The organism is Lentzea kentuckyensis (assembly GCF_002150765.1).
GTDB lineage: Bacteria > Actinomycetota > Actinomycetes > Mycobacteriales > Pseudonocardiaceae > Lentzea > Lentzea kentuckyensis.
The window spans coordinates 23,045-47,967 of sequence record NZ_MUYM01000016.1; the positions used below are offsets into that span (position 1 = coordinate 23,045).

27 protein-coding genes are annotated in these 24,923 nt (G+C 67.6%); 12 read left to right on the forward strand and 15 right to left on the reverse strand.

The window, feature by feature from the left end:
- Positions 1 to 18 precede the first annotated feature (18 nt).
- Positions 19 to 531 carry a beta-class carbonic anhydrase gene (locus tag B0F77_RS09795; protein ID WP_086662704.1) on the reverse strand — a complete coding sequence of 171 codons (513 nt, stop codon included), beginning with the start codon at positions 529 to 531 and terminating at the stop codon, positions 19 to 21.
- Positions 532 to 683: 152 nt separating this feature from the next.
- Between B0F77_RS09795 and B0F77_RS47795 the strand changes: the two genes are divergently transcribed.
- Positions 684 to 1,352: a hypothetical protein gene (locus B0F77_RS47795; protein ID WP_086662501.1), complete on the forward strand. Its 669-nt coding sequence runs from the start codon at positions 684 to 686 to the stop codon at positions 1,350 to 1,352.
- A 3-nt stretch (positions 1,353 to 1,355) separates the two neighbouring features.
- Here the strand turns inward: B0F77_RS47795 and B0F77_RS09805 are convergent, their stop codons facing one another.
- Positions 1,356 to 2,459, reverse strand: coding sequence for a LacI family DNA-binding transcriptional regulator (locus B0F77_RS09805; RefSeq protein ID WP_086662502.1), 1,104 nt, complete (start codon positions 2,457 to 2,459; stop codon positions 1,356 to 1,358).
- Positions 2,460 to 2,593: 134 nt separating this feature from the next.
- The gene (locus B0F77_RS09810; RefSeq protein WP_086662503.1) at positions 2,594 to 3,631 is read right to left on the reverse strand and encodes a LacI family DNA-binding transcriptional regulator; all 1,038 of its coding nucleotides are present in this window, start codon (positions 3,629 to 3,631) and stop codon (positions 2,594 to 2,596) included.
- A 223-nt stretch (positions 3,632 to 3,854) separates the two neighbouring features.
- Between B0F77_RS09810 and B0F77_RS09815 the strand changes: the two genes are divergently transcribed.
- From B0F77_RS09815 to B0F77_RS09825, 3 genes are all read left to right on the forward strand, one after another.
- A complete protein-coding gene (locus tag B0F77_RS09815; protein WP_086662504.1) occupies positions 3,855 to 5,114 on the forward strand; it encodes an extracellular solute-binding protein in 1,260 nt (419 codons plus the stop codon).
- 103 nt (positions 5,115 to 5,217) lie between these two features.
- Positions 5,218 to 6,096 (forward strand): carbohydrate ABC transporter permease, encoded by an 879-nt coding sequence (locus B0F77_RS09820; RefSeq protein ID WP_086662705.1) that lies wholly within the window; start codon positions 5,218 to 5,220, stop codon positions 6,094 to 6,096.
- Entirely contained in the window at positions 6,096 to 6,989 is an 894-nt protein-coding gene (locus tag B0F77_RS09825; protein ID WP_086662706.1) for a sugar ABC transporter permease, read from the forward strand. Before B0F77_RS09820 ends, B0F77_RS09825 begins: the two co-directional genes overlap by 1 nt.
- Here the strand turns inward: B0F77_RS09825 and B0F77_RS09830 are convergent.
- Positions 6,986 to 7,339, reverse strand: a complete 354-nt coding sequence (locus tag B0F77_RS09830) for a winged helix-turn-helix transcriptional regulator (protein WP_086662505.1) — start codon at positions 7,337 to 7,339, stop codon at positions 6,986 to 6,988. The genes B0F77_RS09825 and B0F77_RS09830 overlap by 4 nt on opposite strands.
- Positions 7,340 to 7,415: 76 nt before the next feature.
- Here B0F77_RS09830 and B0F77_RS09835 point away from each other — a divergent pair, with 76 nt between their 5' ends.
- The 5 genes from B0F77_RS09835 (at position 7,416) to B0F77_RS09855 (ending at position 11,964) form a co-directional block, all read left to right on the forward strand.
- Positions 7,416 to 8,180: an SDR family oxidoreductase gene (locus B0F77_RS09835; protein WP_342746785.1), complete on the forward strand. Its 765-nt coding sequence runs from the start codon at positions 7,416 to 7,418 to the stop codon at positions 8,178 to 8,180.
- A 79-nt stretch (positions 8,181 to 8,259) separates the two neighbouring features.
- Positions 8,260 to 9,354 carry an ABC transporter ATP-binding protein gene (locus B0F77_RS09840; RefSeq protein WP_086662506.1) on the forward strand — a complete coding sequence of 365 codons (1,095 nt, stop codon included), beginning with the start codon at positions 8,260 to 8,262 and terminating at the stop codon, positions 9,352 to 9,354.
- A 98-nt stretch (positions 9,355 to 9,452) separates the two neighbouring features.
- Positions 9,453 to 10,364 (forward strand): metal ABC transporter solute-binding protein, Zn/Mn family, encoded by a 912-nt coding sequence (locus tag B0F77_RS09845; RefSeq protein ID WP_086662507.1) that lies wholly within the window; start codon positions 9,453 to 9,455, stop codon positions 10,362 to 10,364.
- Positions 10,361 to 11,152, forward strand: a complete 792-nt coding sequence (locus B0F77_RS09850; RefSeq protein WP_086662508.1) for a metal ABC transporter ATP-binding protein — start codon at positions 10,361 to 10,363, stop codon at positions 11,150 to 11,152. Before B0F77_RS09845 ends, B0F77_RS09850 begins: the two co-directional genes overlap by 4 nt.
- Positions 11,149 to 11,964: a metal ABC transporter permease gene (locus B0F77_RS09855; RefSeq protein ID WP_086662509.1), complete on the forward strand. Its 816-nt coding sequence runs from the start codon at positions 11,149 to 11,151 to the stop codon at positions 11,962 to 11,964. Before B0F77_RS09850 ends, B0F77_RS09855 begins: the two co-directional genes overlap by 4 nt.
- 27 nt (positions 11,965 to 11,991) lie before the next feature.
- Here B0F77_RS09855 and B0F77_RS09860 read toward each other — a convergent pair whose 3' ends face one another.
- From B0F77_RS09860 to B0F77_RS09885, 6 genes are all read right to left on the reverse strand, one after another.
- Complete coding sequence (locus B0F77_RS09860; protein ID WP_245847923.1) at positions 11,992 to 13,350, reverse strand: GGDEF domain-containing protein; 1,359 nt, start codon at positions 13,348 to 13,350, stop codon at positions 11,992 to 11,994.
- 319 nt (positions 13,351 to 13,669) lie between these two features.
- Positions 13,670 to 14,893: an MFS transporter gene (locus B0F77_RS09865; protein WP_086662510.1), complete on the reverse strand. Its 1,224-nt coding sequence runs from the start codon at positions 14,891 to 14,893 to the stop codon at positions 13,670 to 13,672.
- A 592-nt stretch (positions 14,894 to 15,485) separates the two neighbouring features.
- The gene (gene rlmB, locus B0F77_RS09870; RefSeq protein WP_086662511.1) at positions 15,486 to 16,457 is read right to left on the reverse strand and encodes a 23S rRNA (guanosine(2251)-2'-O)-methyltransferase RlmB; all 972 of its coding nucleotides are present in this window, start codon (positions 16,455 to 16,457) and stop codon (positions 15,486 to 15,488) included.
- Between the two features lie 5 nt (positions 16,458 to 16,462).
- Entirely contained in the window at positions 16,463 to 17,857 is a 1,395-nt protein-coding gene (gene cysS / locus B0F77_RS09875) for a cysteine--tRNA ligase (protein ID WP_086662512.1), read from the reverse strand.
- Positions 17,854 to 18,477 carry an HAD family hydrolase gene (locus tag B0F77_RS09880; RefSeq protein ID WP_086662513.1) on the reverse strand — a complete coding sequence of 208 codons (624 nt, stop codon included), beginning with the start codon at positions 18,475 to 18,477 and terminating at the stop codon, positions 17,854 to 17,856. Before B0F77_RS09880 ends, cysS begins: the two co-directional genes overlap by 4 nt.
- Positions 18,478 to 18,502: 25 nt before the next feature.
- On the reverse strand, positions 18,503 to 19,447 hold the full coding sequence (locus tag B0F77_RS09885) for a toll/interleukin-1 receptor domain-containing protein (RefSeq protein WP_158102656.1): 945 nt from the start codon (positions 19,445 to 19,447) through the stop codon (positions 18,503 to 18,505).
- Positions 19,448 to 19,557: 110 nt separating this feature from the next.
- Here B0F77_RS09885 and B0F77_RS47025 point away from each other — a divergent pair, with 110 nt between their 5' ends.
- Positions 19,558 to 19,782, forward strand: coding sequence for a DUF6191 domain-containing protein (locus tag B0F77_RS47025; RefSeq protein ID WP_158102657.1), 225 nt, complete (start codon positions 19,558 to 19,560; stop codon positions 19,780 to 19,782).
- On the opposite strand, the gene B0F77_RS09890 is transcribed toward B0F77_RS47025, so the two are convergent.
- The 4 genes from B0F77_RS09890 to B0F77_RS09905 are packed head-to-tail and all read right to left on the reverse strand — an operon-like array spanning position 19,779 to position 21,851.
- Positions 19,779 to 20,171, reverse strand: a complete 393-nt coding sequence (locus B0F77_RS09890) for a PPOX class F420-dependent oxidoreductase (protein ID WP_086662515.1) — start codon at positions 20,169 to 20,171, stop codon at positions 19,779 to 19,781. The genes B0F77_RS47025 and B0F77_RS09890 overlap by 4 nt on opposite strands.
- Positions 20,135 to 20,629 (reverse strand): 2-C-methyl-D-erythritol 2,4-cyclodiphosphate synthase, encoded by a 495-nt coding sequence (ispF, locus tag B0F77_RS09895; protein WP_086662516.1) that lies wholly within the window; start codon positions 20,627 to 20,629, stop codon positions 20,135 to 20,137. The genes B0F77_RS09890 and ispF overlap by 37 nt, the downstream gene beginning before the upstream one ends.
- Positions 20,626 to 21,318 (reverse strand): 2-C-methyl-D-erythritol 4-phosphate cytidylyltransferase, encoded by a 693-nt coding sequence (gene ispD, locus B0F77_RS09900; RefSeq protein ID WP_086662517.1) that lies wholly within the window; start codon positions 21,316 to 21,318, stop codon positions 20,626 to 20,628. Before ispD ends, ispF begins: the two co-directional genes overlap by 4 nt.
- Positions 21,319 to 21,362: 44 nt before the next feature.
- Positions 21,363 to 21,851 carry a CarD family transcriptional regulator gene (locus B0F77_RS09905; protein ID WP_012782996.1) on the reverse strand — a complete coding sequence of 163 codons (489 nt, stop codon included), beginning with the start codon at positions 21,849 to 21,851 and terminating at the stop codon, positions 21,363 to 21,365.
- Between the two features lie 254 nt (positions 21,852 to 22,105).
- Here B0F77_RS09905 and B0F77_RS09910 point away from each other — a divergent pair, with 254 nt between their 5' ends.
- Positions 22,106 to 22,867, forward strand: coding sequence for a hypothetical protein (locus B0F77_RS09910; RefSeq protein WP_086662518.1), 762 nt, complete (start codon positions 22,106 to 22,108; stop codon positions 22,865 to 22,867).
- A 60-nt stretch (positions 22,868 to 22,927) separates the two neighbouring features.
- Here the strand turns inward: B0F77_RS09910 and B0F77_RS09915 are convergent, their stop codons facing one another.
- On the reverse strand, positions 22,928 to 23,353 hold the full coding sequence (locus B0F77_RS09915; RefSeq protein ID WP_086662709.1) for a hypothetical protein: 426 nt from the start codon (positions 23,351 to 23,353) through the stop codon (positions 22,928 to 22,930).
- Positions 23,354 to 23,463: 110 nt separating this feature from the next.
- Between B0F77_RS09915 and radA the strand changes: the two genes are divergently transcribed.
- Positions 23,464 to 24,849 (forward strand): DNA repair protein RadA, encoded by a 1,386-nt coding sequence (gene radA, locus B0F77_RS09920; protein WP_245847924.1) that lies wholly within the window; start codon positions 23,464 to 23,466, stop codon positions 24,847 to 24,849.
- The last annotated feature ends 74 nt before the right edge of the window (positions 24,850 to 24,923 follow it).

Here is a 24,923-nt window from a genome sequence, read left to right on the forward strand (position 1 = left end):
CCCCCGCGTGCGGGAAAATCAGGCGGCTTGCGTCTCGGCGGCGTCGACCTCGCGGAGTTCGCCGGTGTGCACGTCGTAGACGAACCCGCGGATCTTGTCCGTGTGCGGGATGAACGGGCTGCGGCGCAGGCGGGCCATGGAGCCGCGCACGCTCTGCTCGACCACCTTGAACGCCTCGACCGCCCAGGTCGGGCGCAGGCCGGTGTCGGCCTCCAGTTCGTCCTTGAAGTCGTCCTCGGTCACCATCTCGAGGCCGCAGTTCGTGTGGTGCACCAGCAGCACCTCGCGCGTGCCGAGCTTGCGCTGGCTGAGCGCCAGCGAGCGGATCATGTCGTCGGTGACGACTCCACCCGCGTTGCGCAGCACGTGCGCCTCACCCTGCTTCAACCCGAAGATCTCGAACACCCGGATGCGCGAGTCCATGCAGGTCAGAATCGCCACCTGCAGGGACGGCTTCGCGGACGAACGGTCTCCGGGAACCACGTTCCCGAGCTCGTAGTTCCGCTTGAGCAGTTCGTCGATCGCGGTCATGACACCCTCCATGGCCTACCGGCGGACCCCTGCGTCGATTGGAACCGGAGTTAGCAGGCGTTCACAAGGGGAAGAGGGTCAATATCACGTTCACCGGATCGAGCGATGCTCGCCTACCGCTGGATTCCACCTGGTCGGGCTACGTTCGGGCCGTGATCGAGCCCACAGGTCCGCTGCCGTCCACGGTGTACTGGCGCCGCCGCATCGCCGCGATCGGGGCCGCCCTGGCCACACTGCTGCTCGTGATCTGGATCGTCGGGATGTTCGGCTCGGACGATCCGCAACCCCAGCCTGCCAACGCCGCCGCGGCGTCGTCGTCGAACCCGCCGCCCAGCATGTCCGAGCAGGCGTCCGCGTCGTCCTCGACCACCCCGCCGCCGACGCAGACCACGCCGCCGGCTCCGCCGCCACCGCCTCCCGGGCCGCCGCAGCCCTGCCCGGACGACGTGATCGGGGTCGTGGCGAAGGCCAACAAGCCCTTCTACACCGTCGGTGACCAGCCGGAACTGTCGATGGACGTGGCCAACAACGGGCCGGTGCCGTGCATCAAGGACATCGGGCGCCAGCATCGCGAGCTCACCGTGCTGAGCGCTGACGGGGCGACGTTGCTGTGGTCCAGCAACCACTGCCTGGCGACCGCGGGCACCGAGGTGCGGGTCATGCAGCCCAAGGAGATCTTCAACTACGGCACGAAGTGGGCGGGCTCCACCTCGCAGCCGGGGTGCGGTGCGCACACCCGGCTGGGGCCCGGCGACTACCTGCTGGTGGCGAAGCTGGCCGGAAAGGCCAGCTCACCAGTGGTGTTCAGGTTGGAATACTGAGCCTCACGGCCCGAACCAACGCTCCTCGGCACCGCCGCGCGGCCCCGCCGAGGTCTTGCCGATGATCAGCTCGGTCGCGAGGTTCACCGACCGCGGCCGCGACCGCTCGCTCGCGTCGAGCAGCAGCTTGCCCGCCGCCCGGCCCTTCTCCAGCACCGGCTGACGAACCGTCGTGAGCCCGGCCTCCTCGCCGGCGCGGATGCCGTCGAAGCCCGTCACCGTGAGGTCGTGCGGCACGCGCAGGCCACGCCGGGCCGCCTCGGTCATCGCGCCGAGCGCCAAGACGTCCGAGGTGCAGATCAACGCGGTGATCTGCGGGTCCTTGTCGAGCACCTGGGCCGCGCCGGACGCACCGGAGGCCATGTTGTGGTCGAAGCGCTCGACCACGGGCACCTGCGACCAGTCGACGCCGGCCTCGCTGAACGCCTCTGCCAGGCCGGACAGGCGGTTGCGCTGCACGTGGAAGTGCGCGGCGTGCTGGCGGTCCGCGGTCACGAAGCCGTCGTTGCGGTCACGCGCGAGGCGCATGCACACGACGCCCACGCGACGGTGGCCCAGCCCGATCAGGTGCTTCGCGAGCTCGTACATCGCGCCGCGGTCGTCGATGCCGACGCGGTCCACGGTGCCGAGGTCCGGCTGGTCGCAGACGACGGTGGGCACCGGGCGCTCCAGCACCGCGGCGAGGTGCGGGTCGTCGTCCGGGACCGAGTAGACGACGAAGCCGTCGACACCGGCCCGGTGGACGGACGCGACGTCCTCACGTTCGGGGTTGGCGGGCACCAGCAGCAGGCCGGTCCCCGCGTCCTCGCACGCCAACGCGAGCCCCTCGAGGAAGCCGATCGCCGCCGGGTCGCGGAACGCGTAGGAGAGGTTCTCGGTGAGCAACAGGCCCACCGCACCGGCCTTGCGCGTGCGCAACGAGCGCGCCACAGGATCCGGGCCGGGATAACCCAGCCTTCGGGCCGTGTCCAACACCCGCCGCCTCAGCTCGGGGGAGAGCTGGTCGGGACGGTTGTAGGCGTTGGACACCGTTGTCCGGGAAACGCCCAGCTCAGCGGCCAGAGAGGCCAACGTTGCCGGACGTCGCACATGCATCGACCGCGCCATGAAAGGACCGTAACGGTTCAGAACCAATTCGTGAAGCCAGGGTGACCTGCGTCCCTCAAATGACGCATCCGCGCTGGTTGACCCATCTGCCTTGTTCAGAATTTGGTCCAGACCAATTAGGTCAACAGGTCATCTCATTTCGGCGGCGCGGACGATTCCCTCGCGACGAGCCGCGGCCGGAACACGCGGGTGTAGTTGTCGGTGCCCTGCCTGCGGCGATCCGGGTCCAGGCGCAGCACGAGCTCGTCGATCGCCGCTGCCGCCATCTCCTCGATGGGCTGCGCGAGCGTGGTCAAAGTGGGCGACGAATAGGCAGCCAGCGGGATGTCGTCGAACCCGACGACGGACAGGTCGTCCGGAATCGAGATCCCCCGTTGGTGAGCCTCACGCATCACGCCGAGCGCCATGTGGTCGGACGAGCAGATCACCGCGGAGGGCGTCACGGTGTCGAGCAACTGCGCCACGGCCAGTCCGCCACCCTCCGGGCTGAACGGCCCGTGCGCGACGTACTCCGAACCCGCCGGCAGGTGGTTCTCCTCAAGTGCGGCAGCCCATCCGGCGCGCTTCAGCCGCGACGGCAGCGACCGCGCCGGACCCGACACGAACCCGATCCGCTCGTGGCCCAGTTCGATCAGGTGCTTGGTGGCCATGTAGCCCGCGAGCTGCTCGTCCACCGTCACGTCGGGCACGTCCAGCGCGGGCGTGGCACCGTTCAGGAAGACCATGTGGACGCCGTCCGCGACGAGCTTCGCGTAGTAGCTCGGCCGGGGCGCCTGACCGAGCGGCACCTCGACGTTGGTGATCTCCGGTGACACGAACACCATGCCCTCGACCCCGCGGGCCAGGAGCATCCGGACGTACTCCTCCTCGCCCATCGGGGCGCCGCTGCGGGTGTTGCACAGCAGTGATGAGTAGCCGAGGCGGGCCGCCCGCGTCTCCAGGGCTTCGGCGAACGCGGGGAAGACCGGGTTCGAGAGCTCGGGCACGAGCAGGCCGATCACGCCGGTGCGTTGCAACGCACCGAGCCCGCGCGGGGTGTACGGCATCTCCGCGAGCACCGACAGCACCCGCTGCCGGGTCTCCTCGTTCACACCTGCGCGCCTGTTGAGGACACGGCTCACGGTCGAGATGGACACCCCGGCTGCCCTGGCGATCTCGGACAGTCCGGACACGTTGCCTCCCTGGTCACGCCTGGTTTGGGCGCAAGCTTGCCGTGCTCAGAAAAATTTTGCAACGAGTGTTTGCAAGACAGTGCCGTTACGGCTTGGTTACGGACCACGTCTTGACCTGACCATGGTTCTGGTAGTGAAATCGCCCGCAACATTATCGCAAAAACTTGCAAGACCCCTCGTCTCACCCGGAGATGAGGCCCAGCTGGAGGGAACGGCAGCAACGATGCGACGGACAACCCTCGTGACCGCCATGGCGACGGGTGTCGCCCTCGTGCTCACCGCCTGCGGGAGCGGCGGATCGAGCAGCAACAGCGGATCCGACTCGGGCGAAGTGACCTTCTGGGACACCAGTGGCCCCAACGAGAGCCCGGTGTTCACCAAGATCGCGAACGACTGCGCCACGAAGGGCGGTTACAAGGTCAAGACCGAGACCGTCGCGTTCGACCAGGCGCTGAACAACTACAAGACCGCCGCGCAGGGCGGTCAGGGGCCGGACGTGTTCCGCTCCGAGGTCGCCTGGGTGCCGCAGCTCGCGAAGAACGGCCTCGTCGCCGACCTGACCGACACCGACCTCGCCAAGGACACCGGCGACTTCCTCGAGGTCCCGCTGGGTTCCACGAAGTACGAGGGCAAGTCCTGGGGCGTTCCGCAGGTCACCGACTCGCTCGCCCTGCTGTACAACAAGAAGAAGCTCGCGGACGCCGGCGTCGAGCCGCCGAAGACGTGGGACGAGCTCAAGGCCGCGGCCGCCAAGCTCGGCGGCGAGAAGTCGTTCTTCCTCAACAACGACGCGTACTACGCGCTGCCGTTCATCTACGGCGCGGGCGGCGACCTGGTCGACGCGGACGCCAAGAAGATCGTGGTCAACTCGGACAAGAACGTGAAGGCGCTGCAGACCGCCAAGGGCCTGCTCGACGCCAAGGCCGCGACGACCGCGCTCGACCCGACGAACTCCTACGCGAACATGCAGGCCGCGTTCTCGTCCGGCGAGGCCGCGATGGTCGTCAACGGTCCGTGGGCCGTCGCCGACTACCTCAAGGGCGCCGCGTTCACCGACAAGGCGAACCTCGGCATCGCGCCGGTTCCCGGTGACAGCGCGGGCAAGGGCAGCGCACCGGTCGGTGGCCACGACTACGTGGTCCGCCAGGGCACCAAGGCCAAGCAGTCCTCGATCAAGTTCATCCAGTGCATGAGCTCGGCCGAGTCGCAGGCGCAGGTCGCCAAGGAGCTCGGCCTGCTGCCGACCCGCAAGTCCGCGTACGGCAACGCCGACGTGAAGGCCAACGCCGTCGTGTCCGCGTTCGAGCCGGTGGCCAAGGCCGCGCACGCCCGTCCGTGGATCCCGGAGGGCGGCCAGCTGTTCGACCCGCTGAAGATCGCCTACGCCGACGTGCTGGCCGGCAAGAAGGAGGCCAAGGCGGCGCTCGACGAGGTCGCCAAGGCCTACAAGGACACCGTCGTCACCGAGTACTCGATCGGCTGAGTGAGCTCGTGAGCGGTCCGGTTCGCCGGGCCGCTCACGACTCTTGCTGGAGGGAGAGATTTCGGTGCGCCGGTTCTTGGAACGGCACTGGTACGCGTACGCGATGGTCCTGCCCGTCGTGGTGGTCATCGCTGTGTTGGTGCTCTACCCGCTCGCGCAGGGCGTGTTCTTCACCTTCACCAACATCAACGAGGCCAACATCGCCAACCCGGTGCTCGACCGGCCGGCGAGCTACGAGGGCGTTGGTTTCAAGAACTACCTGAACGTGCTGTCCGGCGACTCGTCGTACGGCGCGTTCTGGGCAACGCTGGTCCGCACGTTGATCTGGACGTTCGGCTGCGTGTTCTTCCACTACACGATCGGCCTCGGCCTGGCGTTGCTGCTCAACCGCGAGGTCAAGGGCCGCACGCTCTACCGCGTCCTGCTGATCCTGCCGTGGGCCGTGCCCGCGTTCATCAGCGCGTTCGCGTGGAAGTACATGTTCAACGCGCAGTACGGGATCATCAACCAGCTGCTGCGCGCGGTCGGCCTGCCCGACCCGGTGTGGCTGGGTCAGTCCGACTGGGCGCTGTTCGCGGTGATCGTCGTCAACGTCTGGCTGGGCGTGCCGTTCATGATGGTGGCGCTGCTCGGTGGCCTGCAGTCGATTCCCGGCGATCTGTACGAGGCCGCGGAGATGGACGGCGCCACGCCGTGGCAGCGGTTCCGGCACGTGACGCTGCCGGGCCTGCGCTCGGTGTCGTCGACGGTGATCCTGCTGGGCATCATCTGGACGTTCAACATGTTCCCGGTGATCTACCTGATCGCCGGGCCGAACCCGAACACGCGCATCCTCGTCACGTACGCGTTCGAGCGCTTCTTCTCCGGCGCCTCACGTGACTACGCGATCGCGTCGACCTACGGCGTGCTCATCCTCTCCGTGTTGTTGGTCTTCGCCACGGTTTACCGCCGTGCGCTGCGCAAGCAAGGCGAGGTGTGGTGATGACGCTCGACGCTTCTTCGTTGCAGATGGTTCGTCCCGAACGCCGCCTCAAGCGCAGCGATCGGTCCTTGGCGGCCTCGATCGGCCTGCACGCCGGGTTGATCATCGCGTCGCTGGTCGCCGTGTTCCCGGTTTTCTGGGTGCTCGTCACGTCTTTCAAGCCCGACGCCCGTGCGGTGGAGACTTCGCCGAAGTTGTTCAACGAGTCCTCTTTGGACAACTACACGCGGATCCTGGGCGGCGAGAAGGGCGCGTTCCTCACCTGGTTCGGCAACTCGGTGCTGATCGCGTTGCTGACGACGGTGATCGCGGTGTTCCTGTCCGCGACGACGGGCTACGCGGCGTCGCGCTTCCGGTTCCCCGGCAAGCGATCGCTGATGATGTCGTTCCTCGTCGTGCAGATGTTCCCGTTCGCGGTGCTGATCGTGCCGCTGTACAACATCCTGATCGCGTTGGGGCTGCAGGGAACCTCGATCGGCCTCGTGCTCGTGTACTGCACGACCGCGGTGCCGTTCTGCACCTACATGCTCAAGGGCTACTTCGACACCATCCCGACGGACATCGACGAGGCCGGCCGGGTGGACGGGCTTTCGCCGTTCGGCGTGTTCTGGCGGCTGGTCATGCCGCTGGCCAAGCCGGGGCTCGCGGTCACGTCGTTCTACGCGTTCCTGACCGCGTGGGGCGAGGTGGCGTTCGCGTCGGCGTTCCTGTCCGCCGCCGACGACTCGAAGACGCTGGCGGTCGGGCTGCAGGTGTTCGTGCAGCAGAACCGGACCGAGTGGGGCCACCTCGCGGCGGCGTCCATCCTGGTCGCGATTCCCGCGGTGATCGTGTTCTACCTGGTTCAGCGGTTCCTGGTGACCGGGCTGTCGTCCGGTGCCGTGAAGGGTTAGTTCGCGTCGTAGCGCAGCCTGGCCTCGTCGACCTCGGCCAGGTTGCGCTTCGACCACTCGGCGAGGCCGTGGAAGATCGGCGCGAGACTGCGCCCCAGCTCGCTGATCTCGTACTCCACCCGTGGAGGAACCTCCGGGTGGTAGGTCCTGGTGATCAGGCCGTCGCGCTCCAGCTGCCGCAGCCGCTGGGTGAGGACCTTCGGCGTGATCGTGCCGATCCGCCGTTCCAGCTCCACGAACCGCTGGCGGCCGTACTCGTTCAGCGTCCACAGGATCGGTGTCGTCCAGCGGCTGAAGACCAGGTCGACCACGGGTGCGATCGGGCAGGCCAGCTCGGGTACCGGCGTCATGGATAGTCACTTTCCTCTAGGTACCTACTAACTTCACAATGTTAGCTTTCCCCGGGATAGCAAAACAACCGAGGAGATGCTCGTGATCGTGGTGACCGGGGCGACCGGAAACGTCGGCCGTCCGTTGATGGAGTTGTTGGGGGACAAGGCTGTCGGGGTGTCACGCCCTCGGGTGGATCTCGCCCGGCCTTCGACGTTGGAGCCTGTTGTCGACGGTGCGGAGGCGTTGTTCCTGCTGTTCGGTGGCGATCTCTTAGGACCGGACACGGACATCGCGTCCGTGCTCGACGTGGCGAAGTCCGGCGGTGTGCGGCGGGTGGTGCTGTTGTCCTCGCAGGGCGCCGGGACGCGGCCGGGGATGATTCCGCACTCGCGGATGGCGTCGTTCGAGGAGGACGTGCGGCAGTCGAGTCTGGAGTGGACGATCCTGCGGCCGAGCGGGTTCTTCACCAACACCTACGCGTGGGCCGGCGGGGTGGCCGCGGCGCCGTTCGCGGACGTGGCGCTGCCGTTCGTCGATCCGGCGGACATCGCTGCCGTGGCTGCTGTCGCGCTTCAGGGCGGCCATGAGGGGCAGACGTATGTGCTGACCGGTCCGGAGGCCTTGACCCCGAGGGAACGAGCGGAAGCGCTCTCGCTGCCGTTCGTGGAGCAGTCCGTTGAGGAGGCTCGTGAGCAGATGCTGAGGTTCATGCCTCCGCCCGTTGTGGACGGGACGCTGACCATTCTTGGTTCGCCGACAGTTGAGGAGCAGCAGGTCAGCGGCCAGGTGGAGCAGGTGACCGGGCGGAAGGCGACCCGTTTCGCCGACTGGGCCGCCCGCAACGCGAAAGCCTTCTGAAACGTAAGCGCTTACGTCTGTTCCCGTAAGCGCTTGCAATGCCTAACGTCGCGCCCAGACAAGGTGAAAGGTGCGTCACATGGCTGAGGTGTCCTACGTCAAGGCGTCACGCGTGTTCTCCGGCAACCCGCCGGTCCGCGCGGTCGACGAGCTGTCGCTCGAGGTGTCCGACGGCGAGTTCCTGGTGCTGGTCGGCCCGTCCGGTTCGGGCAAGTCGACGGCGCTGCGCATGCTCGCGGGCCTCGAGGACGTGGACGAGGGCGCCATCCAGATCGGTGGCAAGGACGTCACCAACGTGCCGCCGAAGGGCCGGGACATCGCGATGGTGTTCCAGTCGTACGCGCTGTACCCGCACATGACGGTCGCGGAGAACATGGGCTTCGCGCTCAAGCTGCGCGGTGTGCCGAAGACCGAGATCAAGGCGAAGGTCGAAGAGGCCGCCAAGATGCTCGACCTCACCAAGTACCTGGAGCGCAAGCCGAAGGCGCTGTCCGGTGGTCAGCGGCAGCGTGTCGCGATGGGTCGCGCCATCGTGCGTGAGCCCTCCGTGTTCCTCATGGACGAGCCGCTGTCCAACCTGGACGCCAAGCTGCGCGTCGAGACCCGTGCGAACATCGCGGCCCTGCAGCAGCGTCTCGGCACCACCACGATCTACGTCACGCACGACCAGGTCGAGGCCATGACGATGGGTCACCGCGTCGCGGTGCTCAAGGACGGTCTGCTGCAGCAGTGCGACACGCCTCGCGCGCTGTACGACCGCCCGGCCAACGCGTTCGTCGCGGGCTTCATCGGTTCGCCGGCCATGAACCTCAAGACCGTGCCGATCTCGTCCGAGGGCGCGAAGCTCGACGGCATCATCGTGCCGCTGAGCCGGGCCGCGCTCGACGCCGCCGGTGGTCTGGACGAGGTCACCTTCGGCATCCGGCCCGAGGCGCTGGGCATCGTGCCGTCGGGTGACGAGGGCATGGACATGACCGTCGAGCTGGTCGAGGAGCTCGGTGCCGACGCGCTCGTGCACGGTGCGGTGAAGATCGGCGACTCGTCGCAGCGCTTCGTCGTCCGCGTCGACGGCCGCACGCCGCCGACCCTGGGTCAGAACGTCAAGGTCGCCGTGCGCGACCACACCGAGATCCACCTGTTCCACCCCGAATCGGGCGAGCGCCTGGAGGCGTGATTCACACGCGAAAGCCCCCGGCGTGACCGCCGGGGGCTTTTTCGTGTTCTAAACTGAACTCGACAACGGTTTCCATTACCTGATCGAGGGACGGCGTGATGACTCTCCGCAACGTTCTGGTGGGCGCGCTCGCGGTGGCGAGCCTGACCGCCTGTGGCACGACCACGCCGTCCGCCGACAGCGGCAAGATCCAGGTCGTGGCTTCCACGAACGTGTGGGGCAGCGTGGTCAAGGCCGTCGGTGGCGACGCCGTCGAGGTCAAGGCCCTGCTGGACGACCCGTCTGCCGACCCGCACTCGTACGAGAGCAAGCCCTCGGACGCCGCGCTGGTCAAGGACGCCAAGCTGGTCGTGTTCAACGGCGGCGGCTACGACGACTTCTTCGCCAAGCTGATCACCAGCGACGCCACCAAGAAGATCGAGGCGTTCCCGCTGCGCGAGAACCACGCCGAGCCGCAGACCGGGACGCCCGACGCCGACGGTCACGACCACAGCGTGAACGAGCACGTCTGGTACGACCTGCACACCGTGCGCGCGGTGGCCGAGGCGGCCGCGAACGAGCTGGGCGCCATCGCGCCGGACAAGAAGACGACGTTCGAGAAGAACACCGCGGACTTCAGCGCGAAGCTCGAGGAGCTGGAGAAGAAGGTCGACGGCATCGGCAAGGGCAAGAAGGTCGTCGCGACCGAGCCGATCGCGCACTACCTGATCGACGAGACCGGTGCCGAGGACGTGACGCCCGAGGCGTTCAGCAAGGCGGTCGAGGAGGAGTCTGACGTGCCGGCCGCCGCGCTCGCGTCGATGAACCAGCTGGTCGAAGGCAAGCAGGTGAACGTGTTCATCGACAACACGCAGACGGAGAACCAGGTCACGAAGGGCCTCGTCGAGAAGGCCAAGACGGCCGGCGTTCCGATCGTCGCGGTCACCGAGACGTTGCCGGAGGGCGTGACCGGCTACCTTGACTGGATGAGCAAGCAGGTGGACGCCTTGTCGCAGGCCCTCAAAGCATGAGTGCCATCTCGCTGCGCGGGGCCCGGCTGTCCTACGGGGACAGGGTGTTGTGGGACGGGCTCGACCTCGACGTCGAGCCCGGTGAGTTCCTCGCGGTCCTCGGGCCGAACGGGTCCGGCAAGACCAGCCTGATGAGGGTGCTGCTCGGGTTGCAGCCGCTGTCGTCGGGTTCGGTCGAGGTGGCCGGCGGCAACCGCGCCATCGGGTACATCCCGCAGCAGCGAGCGCTTGACCAGTCCATGACGTTGCGCGGCCGGGACCTCGTCGGTCTCGGCCTCGACGGCTACCGGTGGGGCTTCGGCCTGCGCCACCGCCGTGAGCGCAGGATCCGGGTCGACGCGGCGATCGAGTCCGTCGGTGCCACGCGGTACGCGGACGAGCCGATCGGCCTGCTGTCCGGCGGCGAGCAGCAACGGTTGCGCGTCGCCCAGGCGTTGGTCGGCGACCCGACCGTGATGCTCTGCGACGAACCGCTGCTGTCCCTGGACCTCGCGAACCAGCGGGTGGTCTCCGAGCTGATCGACAAACGGCGTCGTGAGGCGGACACGGCCGTTCTGTTCGTCACGCACGAGCTGAACCCGGTGCTGCCGTTGGTGGACCGGGTGCTCTACCTGGTCGGCGGGCGGTTCCGGGTCGGCAGGCCGGACGAGGTCATGAACTCCCGGACGCTGTCCGAGCTGTACCGGACGCCGGTCGAGGTCGTGCGGGTGCGCGACCAGATCCTGGTCGTCGGTGCCGGGGCCTGCGAGGAGCAGACCCACCACCTGACGGCGGAGGCCGCGTCGTGACGTTTCTGGATCTGCTCGAACTGGACTTCGTGCGGACCGCGTTGATCGCGGCCGCCGTGCTGGGGCTCGTCGCGGGCGTGCTCGGGCCGTTGGTCGTGACCCGCAAGATGGCGTTCGCCGTGCACGGCACCAGCGAGCTCGCGTTCACCGGTGGCGCGGCGGCATTGCTGCTGGGCGTCGGTGTCGGCTACGGGGCGCTGGCCGGGTCGATCGTCGCCGCGGTGCTGCTCGGCGTGCTGTCCCGCCGGGAGAGCGACCGCGACTCGGTGATCGGCGCGATCCTGGCGTTCGGGCTCGGCATGGGCATCCTCATGCTCGCGCTCTACAAAGGCCGTGCCTCCAACAAGTTCGGCCTGCTGACCGGTCAGATCGTCGGCGTCGACTCGACGGACCTGAACCTCCTGGTGGTGTCGTCGGTCGCGGTGCTCGCCGTGCTGGCGTTCATCTACCGGCCGCTCTTCTTCGCCTCGGTCGACCCGGACGTCGCGATCTCGCGCGGTGTCCCGGTGCGCGGCCTGTCGATCGTGTTCGCGGTGCTCGTCGGTGTCGCGACGGCGCTTTCGGTTCAGGTCGTCGGCGCATTGCTGGTGCTGGCGTTGATGATCACGCCGGCCGCGGCCGCCATGCGGATCACGGCGTCGCCTTTGCGGGCTACCGTACTTTCGGTTGTTTTTGCCGAGATTGCGGCGGTCGGCGGCATTCTGCTGTCGCTTCAGCCGGGCCTTCCGGTCTCCGCTCTCGTCACGGCGGTCAGCTTTGTGATCTACCTCGTGTGCCGAGGCGTTGGGGCTGTGCAGCGACGTTCCGCCTAGCAGTGTTGCGCGACCTTGCGGGGCTGGCTAGGCGGTGCGGGACGTGATCGGCTTGGTGATGTCGTCCGCGCGGGGAGCGGGCATCAGGCGCGGCGGGATGTCCAGGCCTGCCACGCGGACCTGGTTGCGGCCGCTTTCCTTGGCCTTGTAGAGGGCTGCGTCGGCCGAGTGCTGGGCGGTGGCCATGTCCGGGCCGTTGTCCGGGATCACGGCTACGCCGATTGAGGCGGAGATTGCTTGCAGCTCCACGCCTTCGGGTTCTGGCGGCTGGATTTCGCGGCCGTACAAAGTGACGACGTTGCGGTGCTTGTCGGTGGTGGGGACGGCCAGGGAGCCGATGGCCTCGCGGATGCGTTCGGCGATCGTCACGCCTTGGGCCACTGGGGTGTCCTTGAGGGCCACGACGAATTCTTCGCCGCCGTCTCGGCCTGCTACGTCGCCTGGGCGGAGTTTTTCGCGCAGGATTCGGCCCACTTCGGCCAGGACCGCGTTGCCTGCTGGGTGGCCCCAGGTGTCGTTGATGCGCTTGAAGTGGTCCAGGTCGATGACCAGGACGGTCATCGGCTGGCTGTCCAGGCGGCAGCGTTCTGCCAGGCGGCCCGCGTACTCGGCCAGGCCGTTGGTGTTGAGCAGGCCCGTTCGGTAGTCGGTGTGGGCGTCGGCCGCCAGGCGTTGGTGTAGCTGTTCTTGTTCGCGCAGCAGGCGTTCCAGGTGGGCTCGGCGTTCTCCGGCTCGGGACAGGAGGGCGTTCACGAGGATCACCGGGACTGTCAGGAGCAGTGGGCCCACCCAGTGCGAGGTCATGAGCATTCCCAGCATGGCGCCGGCGCCGAGGGTGCTCATTTCGAGCATGTTGTCGACCTTGGAGCCCAGGAAGTCCAGGACCTTCGAGTTCGGGGTCACGATCTTGAAGGCGACCGCGACGGTCATCACCTGGACGAACCAGTAGAGGACCGCGGCGATGGCCAAAACCAGCACCAGGCCCAGGTCGGTGGGGACGTTTCCGGTCGCTGCCAGTGAGACACCCGAAAGGTGGACCAGTGCCCACGAAAGGAGGGTGGAGGCGAGCATGGAGGCGGTGCCGAAGACGAAGCGGTACGGCTGGCGGCGGGCGATGGGCTGGATCAGGATGCGCATCCAGATCGTGGCTATCACGGCCAGGCCGCCCGGTAGGGCCACGGCGGCGGCGAAGGTCCAGACCGAGGTCAGGTCGATGTGGGGGCCTGAGGCCTCGTTGCGGCGGGCTTCTTCCGCTCTGCGGACGATGGTCAGGTGGATCGTGATCGCGGCGATGAGCGCGCCGAAGCGCAGCCAGTCGGAGGTCGAGACCGAAGTCAGCCTCGTCAGCAGCCAGATGGAGGCTACGGCCACGGCCGCTTCGAGCACGAAAAAGTATGCGATCGCACTAGGCGCAACGGTCCAAAGGTCCCAGTTGCGAATCGGAGTCAAGCCGAGTGCCCGCGATCGCCTGCGATCAGTCAAACTGTTCTTCACCACGACCCCCTACGCTCATGGCACATCATGAGCAAAGCCGCCGCTGACCAGGTCGTAGACCACCGCGCTGCTGCTTGTCGCAACGAGGAGGTGTCCTTCCATGTGCAACAACCGTGACTTCTGAACGCCGCCTCTCCTCGACCGACTCATTCGCACCTTGGATCATCATGGTGTCTCTACTACGGATATCGCTATTGGTGACCGTTCTGTTTCAGATTGCCACCGCCTTCGAGTCGTTGCGACCTCGGGCGCGTCGCCAGGCGAAGGTGGCCTGCGTCGCCAGCAGCAGTCCGATGCCGCCCGCTCCCGCGATCGTCGCCGTGATCGAGCCGATCGAATGGGCGACGACACCGGCCAGCGCCATTCCTCCGCCCTGGCTCGAGCGCAACGCGGCGCGCCCAATGCCATAAGCCCTTCCTCGGTACTGGTCCGGTAGCAGTCGCATCCAGGCCGATCGGGCAGGCGTGTGATAAGCCCCGCCTATACCGGCGAACACCAGCAATACGATCGTCCACGTCAGGTTCGGGTTGAACGCGAACATGATCAACGGTGCCAGCGACAGGATCGCGAGTGGACCGATCAGCCGTTCTCGCTTCGCCGGATCTCGCACGAGCCGGAAGAGCAACGCCACGCCCAGCACGTTCGCCGCGGGTTCGATGGCGAGGATCAGACCGACTGCCCACACCGCGTTCAGGCTCGCCGCGAGCGGTACCGCGAGTCCTTCGGGGACCATCGCGAGGCCCGCGAGCAGGCGGACGCCCAGCAGTGTCCTCAGGCGCGGCTCGGACACCATGAGGGTCAGCACGCCGCGTGGTTCGTCGTCCTTCTTCTTGCGGCCCAGCGGGTCCGCGGCCGGGCGGTGCTGCACGGAGAGCTGCACCAGGATCGCCAGCAGGGCGAACGTGCCGGCGTTGATCGCGAGCGCCACTCCAGGGCCGGTGTAGGCGACGAGGAAGCCGGCGGCGGCGAGGCCCGCCATCTGAGCTATGTCGACGGACGTGCCGAACAGCGCCACGCCGTCGTCGTAGCGCTGGGGTGGCAGGACGTGGGGGAGGCTTGCCTCCTGGGCCGCGAGGTACGGCGAGGAGATCGCCAGCACCGTCACGAGCAGCACGATCATCGCCCAGAGCGGCATGCCCGGAATGGCCATCGCGGCCATGAGTCCGGCCTGCAACCAGGCGGTCGTCACCATTACCGTGCGTCGCGGGAACCGGTCGGCGACCCAGCCGAGCAACGGGCCCGAAATGAGCGGCGGGAAGAGCGTCAGCGACCACGTGAGGGCCGTTGCCGCAACGGATCGTGTTCGCTCGAATACGAGCAGTGAGATTGCGACGGCGGCAAGTTGGTCACCGGCGGTCGAAACGGTCGAACCGATCCACATGGCGCGGAACTCACGCAAACCCACGAGCTCGCGGAGGGCGCCGCGCGTCGTCATGCGCGACCTCGGCGAGCCGCGCCTTGCGCGCGACGAATCAGCACGTCCTGATTCGCTCTACGCCGAGTCACGTCGCCCCCGCCGGTGGTAATCAATTTCTAACGACAATCACGGTAGAAGCTGCCTGACCGTTCAACGTCTGTCCTACCACAGTGTGTACCTAAACGGAGCAGGCTGGTTACCTAAAGTAGTTACAATAGCGAAACGTGACGCTGATCTTCTTCACAGTTGACCTCGTCGTCGCCTGATTGGACCCCAAATGGTCACGTTCTGTGTCAACCGGTGCCAAACGGGTGTCACCTACTCGGCCAACCGGTGCAATCGGCTCCGACTCCTGCCCGGCGGAACTGGTAATTGGTGATCAGGCAGAACGTACCCGCGCTCGGGAGTGGCGCGTAAAAGACCCCGCCGTTTGTCGGCGCGGTTACTCGCAACTTGTTGGCAGCAACCGGAGTTTGCCGTTTTCCTGCCCGCGAACCTAAACCGGTTTCGCAGGCAGGAAAACGATCACTAACGTCGGTGAATGAGCGCGCTTGGCGTCGCGAACCAGCCGATAACGTCAGACAAGTCGGTCTGATCGGCCTCGGCCGGCTCAGCCCTTGGCGACGATCCGGCGGCGGCGCGCGATCTCGGCCAGCACGACACCGGCGGCGACGGACGCGTTGAGCGACTCGACGCCGGTGGCCATCGGGATCGACACGGTCTGGTCGCAGGTCTCCTTGACCAGACGCCCGAGACCACGGCCTTCCGAGCCCACGACCACGACCAGCGGGCCTGTCGCGAGGTCCAGACCGTCCACGTCCACGTCACCGTCAGCGTCCAAGCCCACGATCATCAGGCCTGCCTCTGCCCAGTCGCGCAGCGTGCGGGTGAGGTTCGTGGCCATCGCGATCGGCATCTTGGCCGCCGTGCCCGCGCTGGTCCGCCAGGCGACAGCCGTCATCGACGCACTGCGCCGTTGCGGCAGCACCACGCCCTGCGCACCGAACGCCGCGGCCGAACGCACGACGGCGCCCAGGTTGCGAGGGTCCGTCACGCCGTCGAGCGCCACCAGCAGCGGCGGCACACCGGCACGCTGTGCTACTTCGAGCAACTCATCGGGTGACGCGTACTCGAACGGGGGAACTTGCAGGCCGAGGCCCTGATGCATCGCGCCGCCGGTGATCCGGTCGAGCTCGCCGCGGGCCACCTCCAGCACGGAGATGCCCCGGTCAGCGGCCAGGCGCACGGCCTCGGCCACGCGGTCGTCCGCGTCGATGCCCAGCGCCACGTACAGCGCCGTCGCCGGGGTGCCCGCGCGCAGGCACTCCACGACGGGGTTGCGGCCCGCCACGGTCTCGGCCTGGGCCTTCTCGGTCTTCTGGCGCCGCTGGGTCTTGACCGCCTCGGTCTTCGCGGCCCGAGTGGCCCGCTTGTACGCGGGGTGGTTCGGGCGCTCCGACGCCTTCGGGGTCGGACCCTTGCCCTGCAGGCCCTTGGACTTCTGCCCGCCGGAGCCGACGACCGCGCCCTTCTTCGAGCCCGGATTGCGCATCGCGCCCTTGCGCTTGGAGTTGCCAGCCACGGAAGTCAGTCGTCCTTCAAAGTCCACTGCGGACCGTCGGGGGTGTCCTCGACGGCGATGCCCGCTTCGAGCAGCTGGTCGCGCAACGCGTCAGAGCGTGCGAAGTCCCTGCTCTTACGGGCTTCCTGGCGCTCGACGAGCAGCCGATCGACCAGCGTGGTCAGCGCCTGCCGCATGCCGATGTCGGCAGACGACTGGTCGTTCCACTTCGGCGACAACGGGTCGACGCCGAGGATGTCGGCCATCCGGCGAACGCACTCGGCCGCCTCACGGGCCTTGTCGTGGTCGCCGTCGGCGAGCGCCGTGTTGCCCTGGCGCACCTTGTTGTGCAGTGCGGCCACGGCCTGAGGCGTGTTCAGGTCGTTGTCCATCGCAACGACGAAGTCCGGGCACATGTCGCCGCGCAGATCGACGCGTCCGACCCGCTCGACGACACGCCGCAGGAACGACTCGATGCGGCCGTACGCGGTCACCGCCTCGTCCAGCGCGCCTTCGGAGTACTCGATGTGCGAGCGGTAGTGCGGCGCGACCAGGTAGTAGCGCAGCTCCTGCGCACGAACCTTGTTCAGCATCTCCGGGATGGACACGGTGTTGCCGAGCGACTTGGCCATCTTCTCGCCGGACAGCGTCACCCAGTAGTTGTGCATCCAGTAGTTCGCGAAGCCGTCACCGGCCGCGCGCGACTGGGCCTGCTCGTTCTCGTGGTGCGGGAAGATCAGGTCGAGCCCGCCGCCGTGGATGTCGAACGTGCCGCCGAGGTACTCCGTGGCCATCGCCGAGCACTCGAGGTGCCAGCCTGGTCTGCCGTGGCCCCACGGAGTCGGCCAGGACGGCTCACCGGGCTTCGCGGACTTCCACAGCGTGAAGTCGCGCGGGTCGCGCTTGCCGCGCACCGCGGTCTCGCCCTGTTCGACGGAGTCGAGCTTCTGGCCGGACAACGCGCCGTACTCGGGGAACGAGCGCACGTCGAAGTAGACGTCGCCGTCGACGTCGTACGCGTGGTTCTTGTCGATCAGCCGCTGCATCAGCTCGACCATCTGCGTGATGTGGCCGGTGGCGCGCGGCGCGTACGACGGCGGCAGGCAGCCCAGCGCGTCGTAGGCGTCCTCGAAGGCGCGCTCGTGCTCGTACGCCCACGCCCACCACGGCTTGCCGTTCTCAGCGGCCTTGGTGAGGATCTTGTCGTCGATGTCGGTGACGTTGCGGACCAGCGTGACCTCGGCACCGTCGCGCGCCAGCCAGCGGCGCAGCACGTCGAAGTTCAGCCCGCTGCGCACGTGCCCGATATGAGGTACGCCCTGCACGGTCGCCCCACACACGTAGATCGACGCCGTTCCGTTGACCTGCGGGTGGAACTCCCGCATGGACCGGCTCGCGGTGTCGTAGATGTGGAGGCTCACACGGGAATGGTACGGGCCACATCCAAAAGAGCATTGGGCCGGTCACTCGTCGGAACCGGGTTGACGAGCCGGAAGGAGCAACCGATCGCCTCCGCTCCACCGTCCGCCTCCTCGCTGTCGCCGACCATCACGGCATTGCGGGGATCGACGCCCAGTCGTTCGCAGGCGGTGGTGAAGATCTTCGGATCGGGCTTGATCACGCCTTCTTCGTAGGAGAGCACGAACTCGTCCACCAGGTGGGTGAGGCCGTGGCGCTCGAAGACGGCCCGGATGTCCCAGCCGATGTTGCTCACGACCGCGACCGGGACGTCCTTCAGGTGTTCGAGCGTCGCTTTGGTGTCCGGGTACGGCTGCCACGAGTCCGGGTGCAGCAGCTGGTCGTAGAGCGCCTCGGCGTTCGGCACCAGCGCGTCGTTGAGCACCCTCACGTGCACCCAGCGGTGGACGTCGGGGTCGAGGTCGCGGCGGTGCCACGAGTCGACGAGTTCGGGGTCCATGCCGTCGGCGATGCCGACCGGGGCGGTGAGGGCACGCATCAGGTCACCGTTGGACTCGAGCTCGGGGTGCTCGAGCCGGAAGAGCGTGCCGGAGAAGTCGAAGAGCGCGGCGCTGATCGTCACGCCCCCGACTCTACGTCCTCGACGGCTAAGTGGTCTGGACCTTTTTGAGCTCGGCCTCGACCTGTGACGCGTCGTAGGACAGCGTCAGCTGCAGGTCACCCGCACCGCGTTCGCTCGCGGCCGCGAACTGCTCGACGAACTCCTCGATCTGCTTGAGCGGCGCGTCGGCCAGCCGCGCGGCGGTCTTGTAGAGGGTGGTGAGGTGGTCCGGCGTCTGGGTGCCGCGCAGGTCCGCGGCCCAGTTGAGCAGGTCCTCGTACGACTCCACGAAGCGGTTGGCCAGGTGACGGATCTTGTCCCGGTCGCCGGGCCGTCCCGCCGGGCCGAACGCCCACTGCTGCTTGCCCGGTGAGAGCAGGTCGGCGATGCCGTTGACGGTGTCGTCGAACACGCGGGTGCGCGTCTTGAAGTAGTCGAGCGCGTCCACGTCGGTGGTGAACGAGCGGACGGTCGTCGCGAAGCCCATCTCGTGACTGAGCTGCTGGTCCTTGAGCTTGCGCATGTGCAGCGCCACGGTGTCCGAGAACAGCTGGTACTCCCAGCCCGGCGGCGGTGGGCCGACCGCGGCCCCGACCTTCTGGGCGATCAGCACGGCGAGCTCGCGCGGCGTGCGGTTGGCCAGGTCGAGGTAGCCGGTCCCGGCGCGCAGTGCCGGGATCTCGGTGTTGTCGAACCGAACCGGCAGCACGTACTCGGTGTCGGAGACGAGCGCGCGGTCGAACGCCGCCTGCCGCTCGTGCTTCGTCCACATCTTCCGCGCGTAGGCCTCCGACACGAACATCACGCAGAAGCGCGAGTCCTTGCGGTAGATCTGGTCGAGGTGCTCGACCAGGTTCTTGCCCCACAGATCGGCCTGTTCGTCGGTGTCGTAGAAGCGGGAGACGCCTAGTTCGGTGAGGTGGCGGGCCACCTCTTCGACGTAGTCGCGGTCTTCGCCGGCGAAGGAGAGGCAAACGTCGTACTTGGGCACCGTGTGGATGTTAGTGGCGGGAACCACAGCCCTGTGGGGGGAGTTGTCCAGATATGGCTGCGGGGATGATCTGGGCGATGTCGTTACCGGGGGTGGTGACGATTTTGTTCGTGTTGGCAGTGATCGAGTGGGTGGTGCGGCGCAAGAAGGGCGGCACACCTCTCGCGACGATCAGCTTCGACGAGCTCGGAGCGACGTTCGAAGGCGCCAAGCGCGACGAGCTCGAGCACCGCAAGGAGGAACGGCAGCGGCGTGACGAGGAGGGGGACGGAGCACCGCCGCGAAGCCGGATCGACCTCGACGGCGGCACTGCCGTCATCAAGCTTCCCGACTAGAGGTTGCCCGTGGTCTTGGCGACCTGCACGCGGACGATCACGCGGACGTTGTCCGTGCCGACGTCGCCCGCGTAGTCCTGGCCGATGTACTTGTGCGCCAGCTCGTTGATGAGTTCCGGCCCGCCCTCGGTCGTCAGTGACGCCTCACCGCGGAACTCCGTGTACTGGTACGGGTTGTCCTTGTTGATCACGGTGATGCTGACTCGCGGGTCGCGCTTGAGGTGAACTTCCTTCGCGCGGCCGACAACGGTGGAGAACAGCACGTCGTCGCCGTCGCGCTTGATCCACACGACCGAGGTCTGGGGGCTGCCGTCCTTGGTCAGCGTCGCGACCGTGGCGTAGTTGGCGCTGTCTAGGAGACTGCGCTGCTGTTCTGAAAGGGTTGCCATGCCACCAGCAACGCCGTGGCGATGGCCGCGATTCCCTCGTTTCGCCCCGTGAGACCGAGCCCGTCGGTGGTGGTGCCGGCCACGGAGACCGGGCCGCCGATGGCCTCGGAAAGCGTTTTCTGAGCTTCGGCGCGGCGCTTGCCGATGCGCGGCTGGTTGCCGATGACCTGCACTGTGGCGTTTCCCACACGGAAACCGGCCTCTTCGACGAGGCGGCGCACCTCCGTGAGCAGCACCACTCCGTGCGCGCCGGACCAGCGCGGATCCGATGTGCCGAAGACCTCACCCAGGTCGCCGAGGCCGGCCGCGGAGAGCAGGGCGTCGCACAGCGCATGTGAGGCCACGTCGCCGTCGGAGTGACCCGCGCAACCGTCGACGCCCTCCCACAGCAGTCCGGCGATCCAGCACTCACGACCTGCTTCGATCGGGTGGACGTCGACGCCCTGGCCGATCCTCACGCGCTTCCTCCAGCGAACAGTGCCTCCGCGACCGCGAGGTCGAACGGAGTGGTGATCTTCATGGCGTGCGCGTGTCCGGGAACCGTGTGGACCACGCCACCGTTTTTCTCTACGAGACCAGCATCATCAGTCGCGGCGATACCGGAGCAATAGGCGGCTTTGAGAGTCTCGGCGCGAAAACCCTGCGGGGTCTGGACGACTCGCAGACCGGCCCGGTCAGGTGTGGAGACGACTACTCCGACCTCGTCCACCTGCTTGATCGTGTCGGCCACCGGAAGTACGGGAATGACGGCGTCGTGCCCGGCGCGCACCGCGGCCACGACGTCGGCGACGACCTCGGGAGGGGTGAAGGCACGAGCAGCGTCGTGAACCAGAACGATCGAGGTGTCCGGAATCACGCGGAGTGCGTGTTCGAGGGCGAGGCGCACCGAGTCGGTGCGTTCGGCACCCCCTGAAAGCACGTGCACCGCCCCACCGGCCGGAGCCAGCGAGGCGGTTGCAGTGTGCACCAGGTCCACATCGGACGGTGGAGCGGCGATGACCACGTGCTGAACCTGGCCTGACGCGAACAGACCTTGCACGGCACGGGTCAGGAGCGGTACTCCGTTGACCGGCACGAGCGCCTTGGGCATCCCGTAGCCCAGACGCTCACCCCGCCCTGCCGCAGGCACGAGCGCGACAACACTCATGTTGCGACTTTGTCCGATGCTCTGTGTTTTGTGTTTTTGAAAACCTACGACGCGGTGGCGAGAACTTCGTCGAGGAGAACCTCGGCCTTGTCCTCGTCGGTGCCCTCGGCCAGCGCCAGCTCACTGACCAGTATCTGCCGCGCCTTCGCCAGCATCCGCTTCTCGCCGGCGGACAACCCGCGATCCTTCTCGCGCCGCCAGAGGTCGCGCACCACTTCCGCAACCTTGTTCACGTCGCCGGAGGCGAGCTTCTCAAGGTTGGCCTTGTACCGCCGAGACCAGTTGGTCGGCTCCTCGGTGTGGGGAGCACGCAAGACCTCGAAAACCTTGTCCAGCCCTTCCTGGCCGACAACGTCGCGCACGCCTACGATCTCGGCGTTGTCAGCGGGAACCCGAACGGTGAGGTCGCCCTGCGCCACCTTGAGGACGAGGTACTTCTTCTCCTCGCCCTTGATAACGCGGGTCTCGATTGCTTCGATGAGAGCGGCACCGTGGTGCGGGTAGACGACGGTCTCTCCGACCTTGAAAACCATGTGTCCTCTGCCCCTTTCGCTTCCTCCATACTAACACGTCCAGCAACCCTTCGATCGCAGGTCGATGATCCGTTAGTGCTGGTCAGGGCCGTGTGGGGGGTTGACAAACCACCTGTTTGCGTGCAACGTACGGGCTTGTCAAGATCGATTGGCACCACGTCGAGTCCGGTTTTCGGGTCCCGGTTAGGCTCCTTGCCTGGTGGTTGTTCCCTAGGAAGGACGCTGGAGCCGTGAACTCAGGAGTGTCTCGCCGGATGATCGTGACGGCAGCGCTGGCCGCGGGCCTCGGCCTGGTGGCGGTCGGCTGCAGCGCCGGTCAGATCACCCAGACCGACACCCAGGTCGCCGCCGTCGACGGTGCGAGCGGTAACGCTGGCCCGATCGCGGTGCGCAACGTCATGCTGGCCTTCCCGCCGGACGGCAACCGGTACCGCGAGGGTGACGCCGTGCCGCTCACCTTCGTCATCGCGAACACGGGGGAGACCCCGGACAAGCTGCTGTCGATCAAGTCCGACGCCGCTGAGGGCGAGGCCGAGGTCCTGGGCGGCAAGGACATCCCGCCGCGGTACGCGCTGCAGGCCGAGTACGACGCCTCGAAGGCGCCGACGAAGACCTCCGCGCCGTCGTCCTCCGCGCACGCCTCGGAGTCGTCGCACGCGTCTTCCTCGTCGGTCACGCCGACGTCCAACCCGGCTTCGTCGTCCGCGGCCTCGTCGTCCTCGGTGTCGCCGACCTCGAACTCCGAGACGCCGTCGTCCGGTTCGCCCGCGTCCTCCGGCCGCCCGTCCGGTTCGTCCTCGGTGTCGCCGACCTCGTCGTCGGCCGCGCTGCCGGACGACCTCGAGGTGCTGCAGGTCCGCTGCACGCTGAAGAAGATCAACCGCGACGTGGTGGCCGCGCAGACCGTCAAGATCACGTTCCTCTTCGAGAAGGCCGGAACGCTGACTCTTGAGGTGCCGATCGCGCCGTCCGAGCACAAGCGCGTCAGCGAGGGCCACGAGACCGGCGGTCACTGACCCCTTGAACGTCGGAAACGCCGCTCCCTCAGTGCGAGGGGGCGGCGTTTTCCGTTGGGATCAGGCCTTGAGCATCGGGCGGAACCTGTCGCGGTAGGCCCACGCCAGCCCGATCTCGGCGGCGACCACGACCAGCGCGGTGACGATGCCGCTCGGCTCCAGGAACACGTGGAACAGGAAGATGTTCACGACCATCGGGGCCAGCAGCGCGAGCGCCAGCGGCACGAACCGGCCGACGATCAGCAGGACGCCGGCGAGGAGCTGGACACCGGACGCGAGCTGCAGCATGTAGCCGGTCGCGTAGAGCGCGGCGCTGAACGCGACGCCTGCGGGAGCCATCGTGCTGGGGTCCGGGGCGGGCATGAACATGATGAAGCCGTTGAGGCCGGTGGTGGTGAACAGCAGGCCGGTCAGCACGCGGGTGACGACGGTGGCGTAGCGGCCGAGGGCGAACTTGCGGGTCTGGGTCGCGGTTGCGGTGGTCACTTTGTCCTCCAGGCTGTCGTGTCCTTCCACTCATGCGTCGAACGGGCACCACGCCGGATCGACAAGCCCGCGAAACTTTTTTGTCAGACCTCTCCTCTAACGTTCGACCCGTGGCGAAGACAGCGCGGCCGATCTTCCGTTGTGCCGAGTGCGGGCACGAGGTGGCGAAGTGGTTCGGCCGCTGCCCCGAGTGTCAGGCCTGGGGCAGCATCGAGGAACGCGGCACGGCGCCGGCGACCCGCGTGGTGGCGGGAGCGCCCACGTCGGTGGCCCGCCCGATCGGCGAGGTCGACATCGAGTCGGCGCGGGCGCTGTCGACCGGCGTCAGCGAGTTCGACCGGGTGCTCGGCGGCGGCCTGGTGCCGGGTGCCGTCGTGCTGCTGGCCGGCGAGCCCGGTGTGGGCAAGTCGACGCTGCTGCTCGAAACGGCGCACCGCTGGGCCGAGTCGCACGGCCGCTGCCTCTACGTCACTGGCGAGGAGTCGGCCGGCCAGGTGCGGCTGCGCGCGGAACGCACCGGCAACCTGCACCCGGAGATGTACCTGGCGGCCGAGAGCGAGCTCAGCGCGTTGCTCGGCCAGGTGGACGCGGTCAAGCCGTCCATGCTGATCGTCGACTCCATCCAGACCATGTCGACGATGAGCGCCCAGGGCGGGCCCGGCGGCGTCACGCAGGTGCGTGCCGTCGCGTCAGGGCTGATCGCGACGGCCAAGGAACGCGGCCTGCCGATCGTGCTGGTCGGGCACGTCACGAAGGACGGAACCGTTGCGGGACCGCGGGTTCTGGAACACCTCGTCGACGTGGTGCTGCAGTTCGAGGGCGATCGCCACTCGACCTTGAGGCTGTTGCGCGGCATCAAGAACCGCTACGGCGCGGCGGACGAGGTGGGCTGCTTCGAGCTGCGCGACGACGGCATCGTCGGGGTGCCGGACCCGTCCGGGTTGTTCCTGACCCGTCGCGACAAGGCCGTCGAGGGCACCTGCGTGACGGTGATCGTCGAGGGCAAGCGCCCGATGCTCGGTGAGGTGCAGGCGTTGGTGGCCAAGACGAACCTGCCGGCGCCCCGGCGCGCGGTCAGCGGCCTCGACTCCGCGCGGATCTCGATGGCGCTGGCGGTGCTGGAGAAGCGCGGCAAGGTCAACCTGTTCCAGAAGGACGTCTTCACCGCCACGGTGGGCGGCATGCGCCTGGTGGAGCCTGCCGCCGACCTCGCCGTGGTGCTGGCGGTGGCGTCCGCGGAACGGGAGATCGCGCTGCCCGCCGACCTGGTGGTGCTGGGCGAGGTGGGGCTGGCCGGGGAGATCCGGCGCGTCAACGGGGTGGGGAAGCGGTTGGCCGAGGCCGCGCGGCTGGGGTTCAAGAAGGCACTGGTGCCGCCGGACCACGGGCCGCTGCCGGACGGGGTGCGGGCGCTGGTGGCGAACGACCTGGTGTCGGCGTTGGAGGTGCTGGGGTTGAACCGGCACATGCGGGTGGTCAAGACCGAGGAGGAGTGAGCTGTTGCCGAGGTCGCTCCGGGCGATGAGGCTGGGCTGCTTTGGCGGGCCTGGCGGTGATCGGGCTGGGGGCT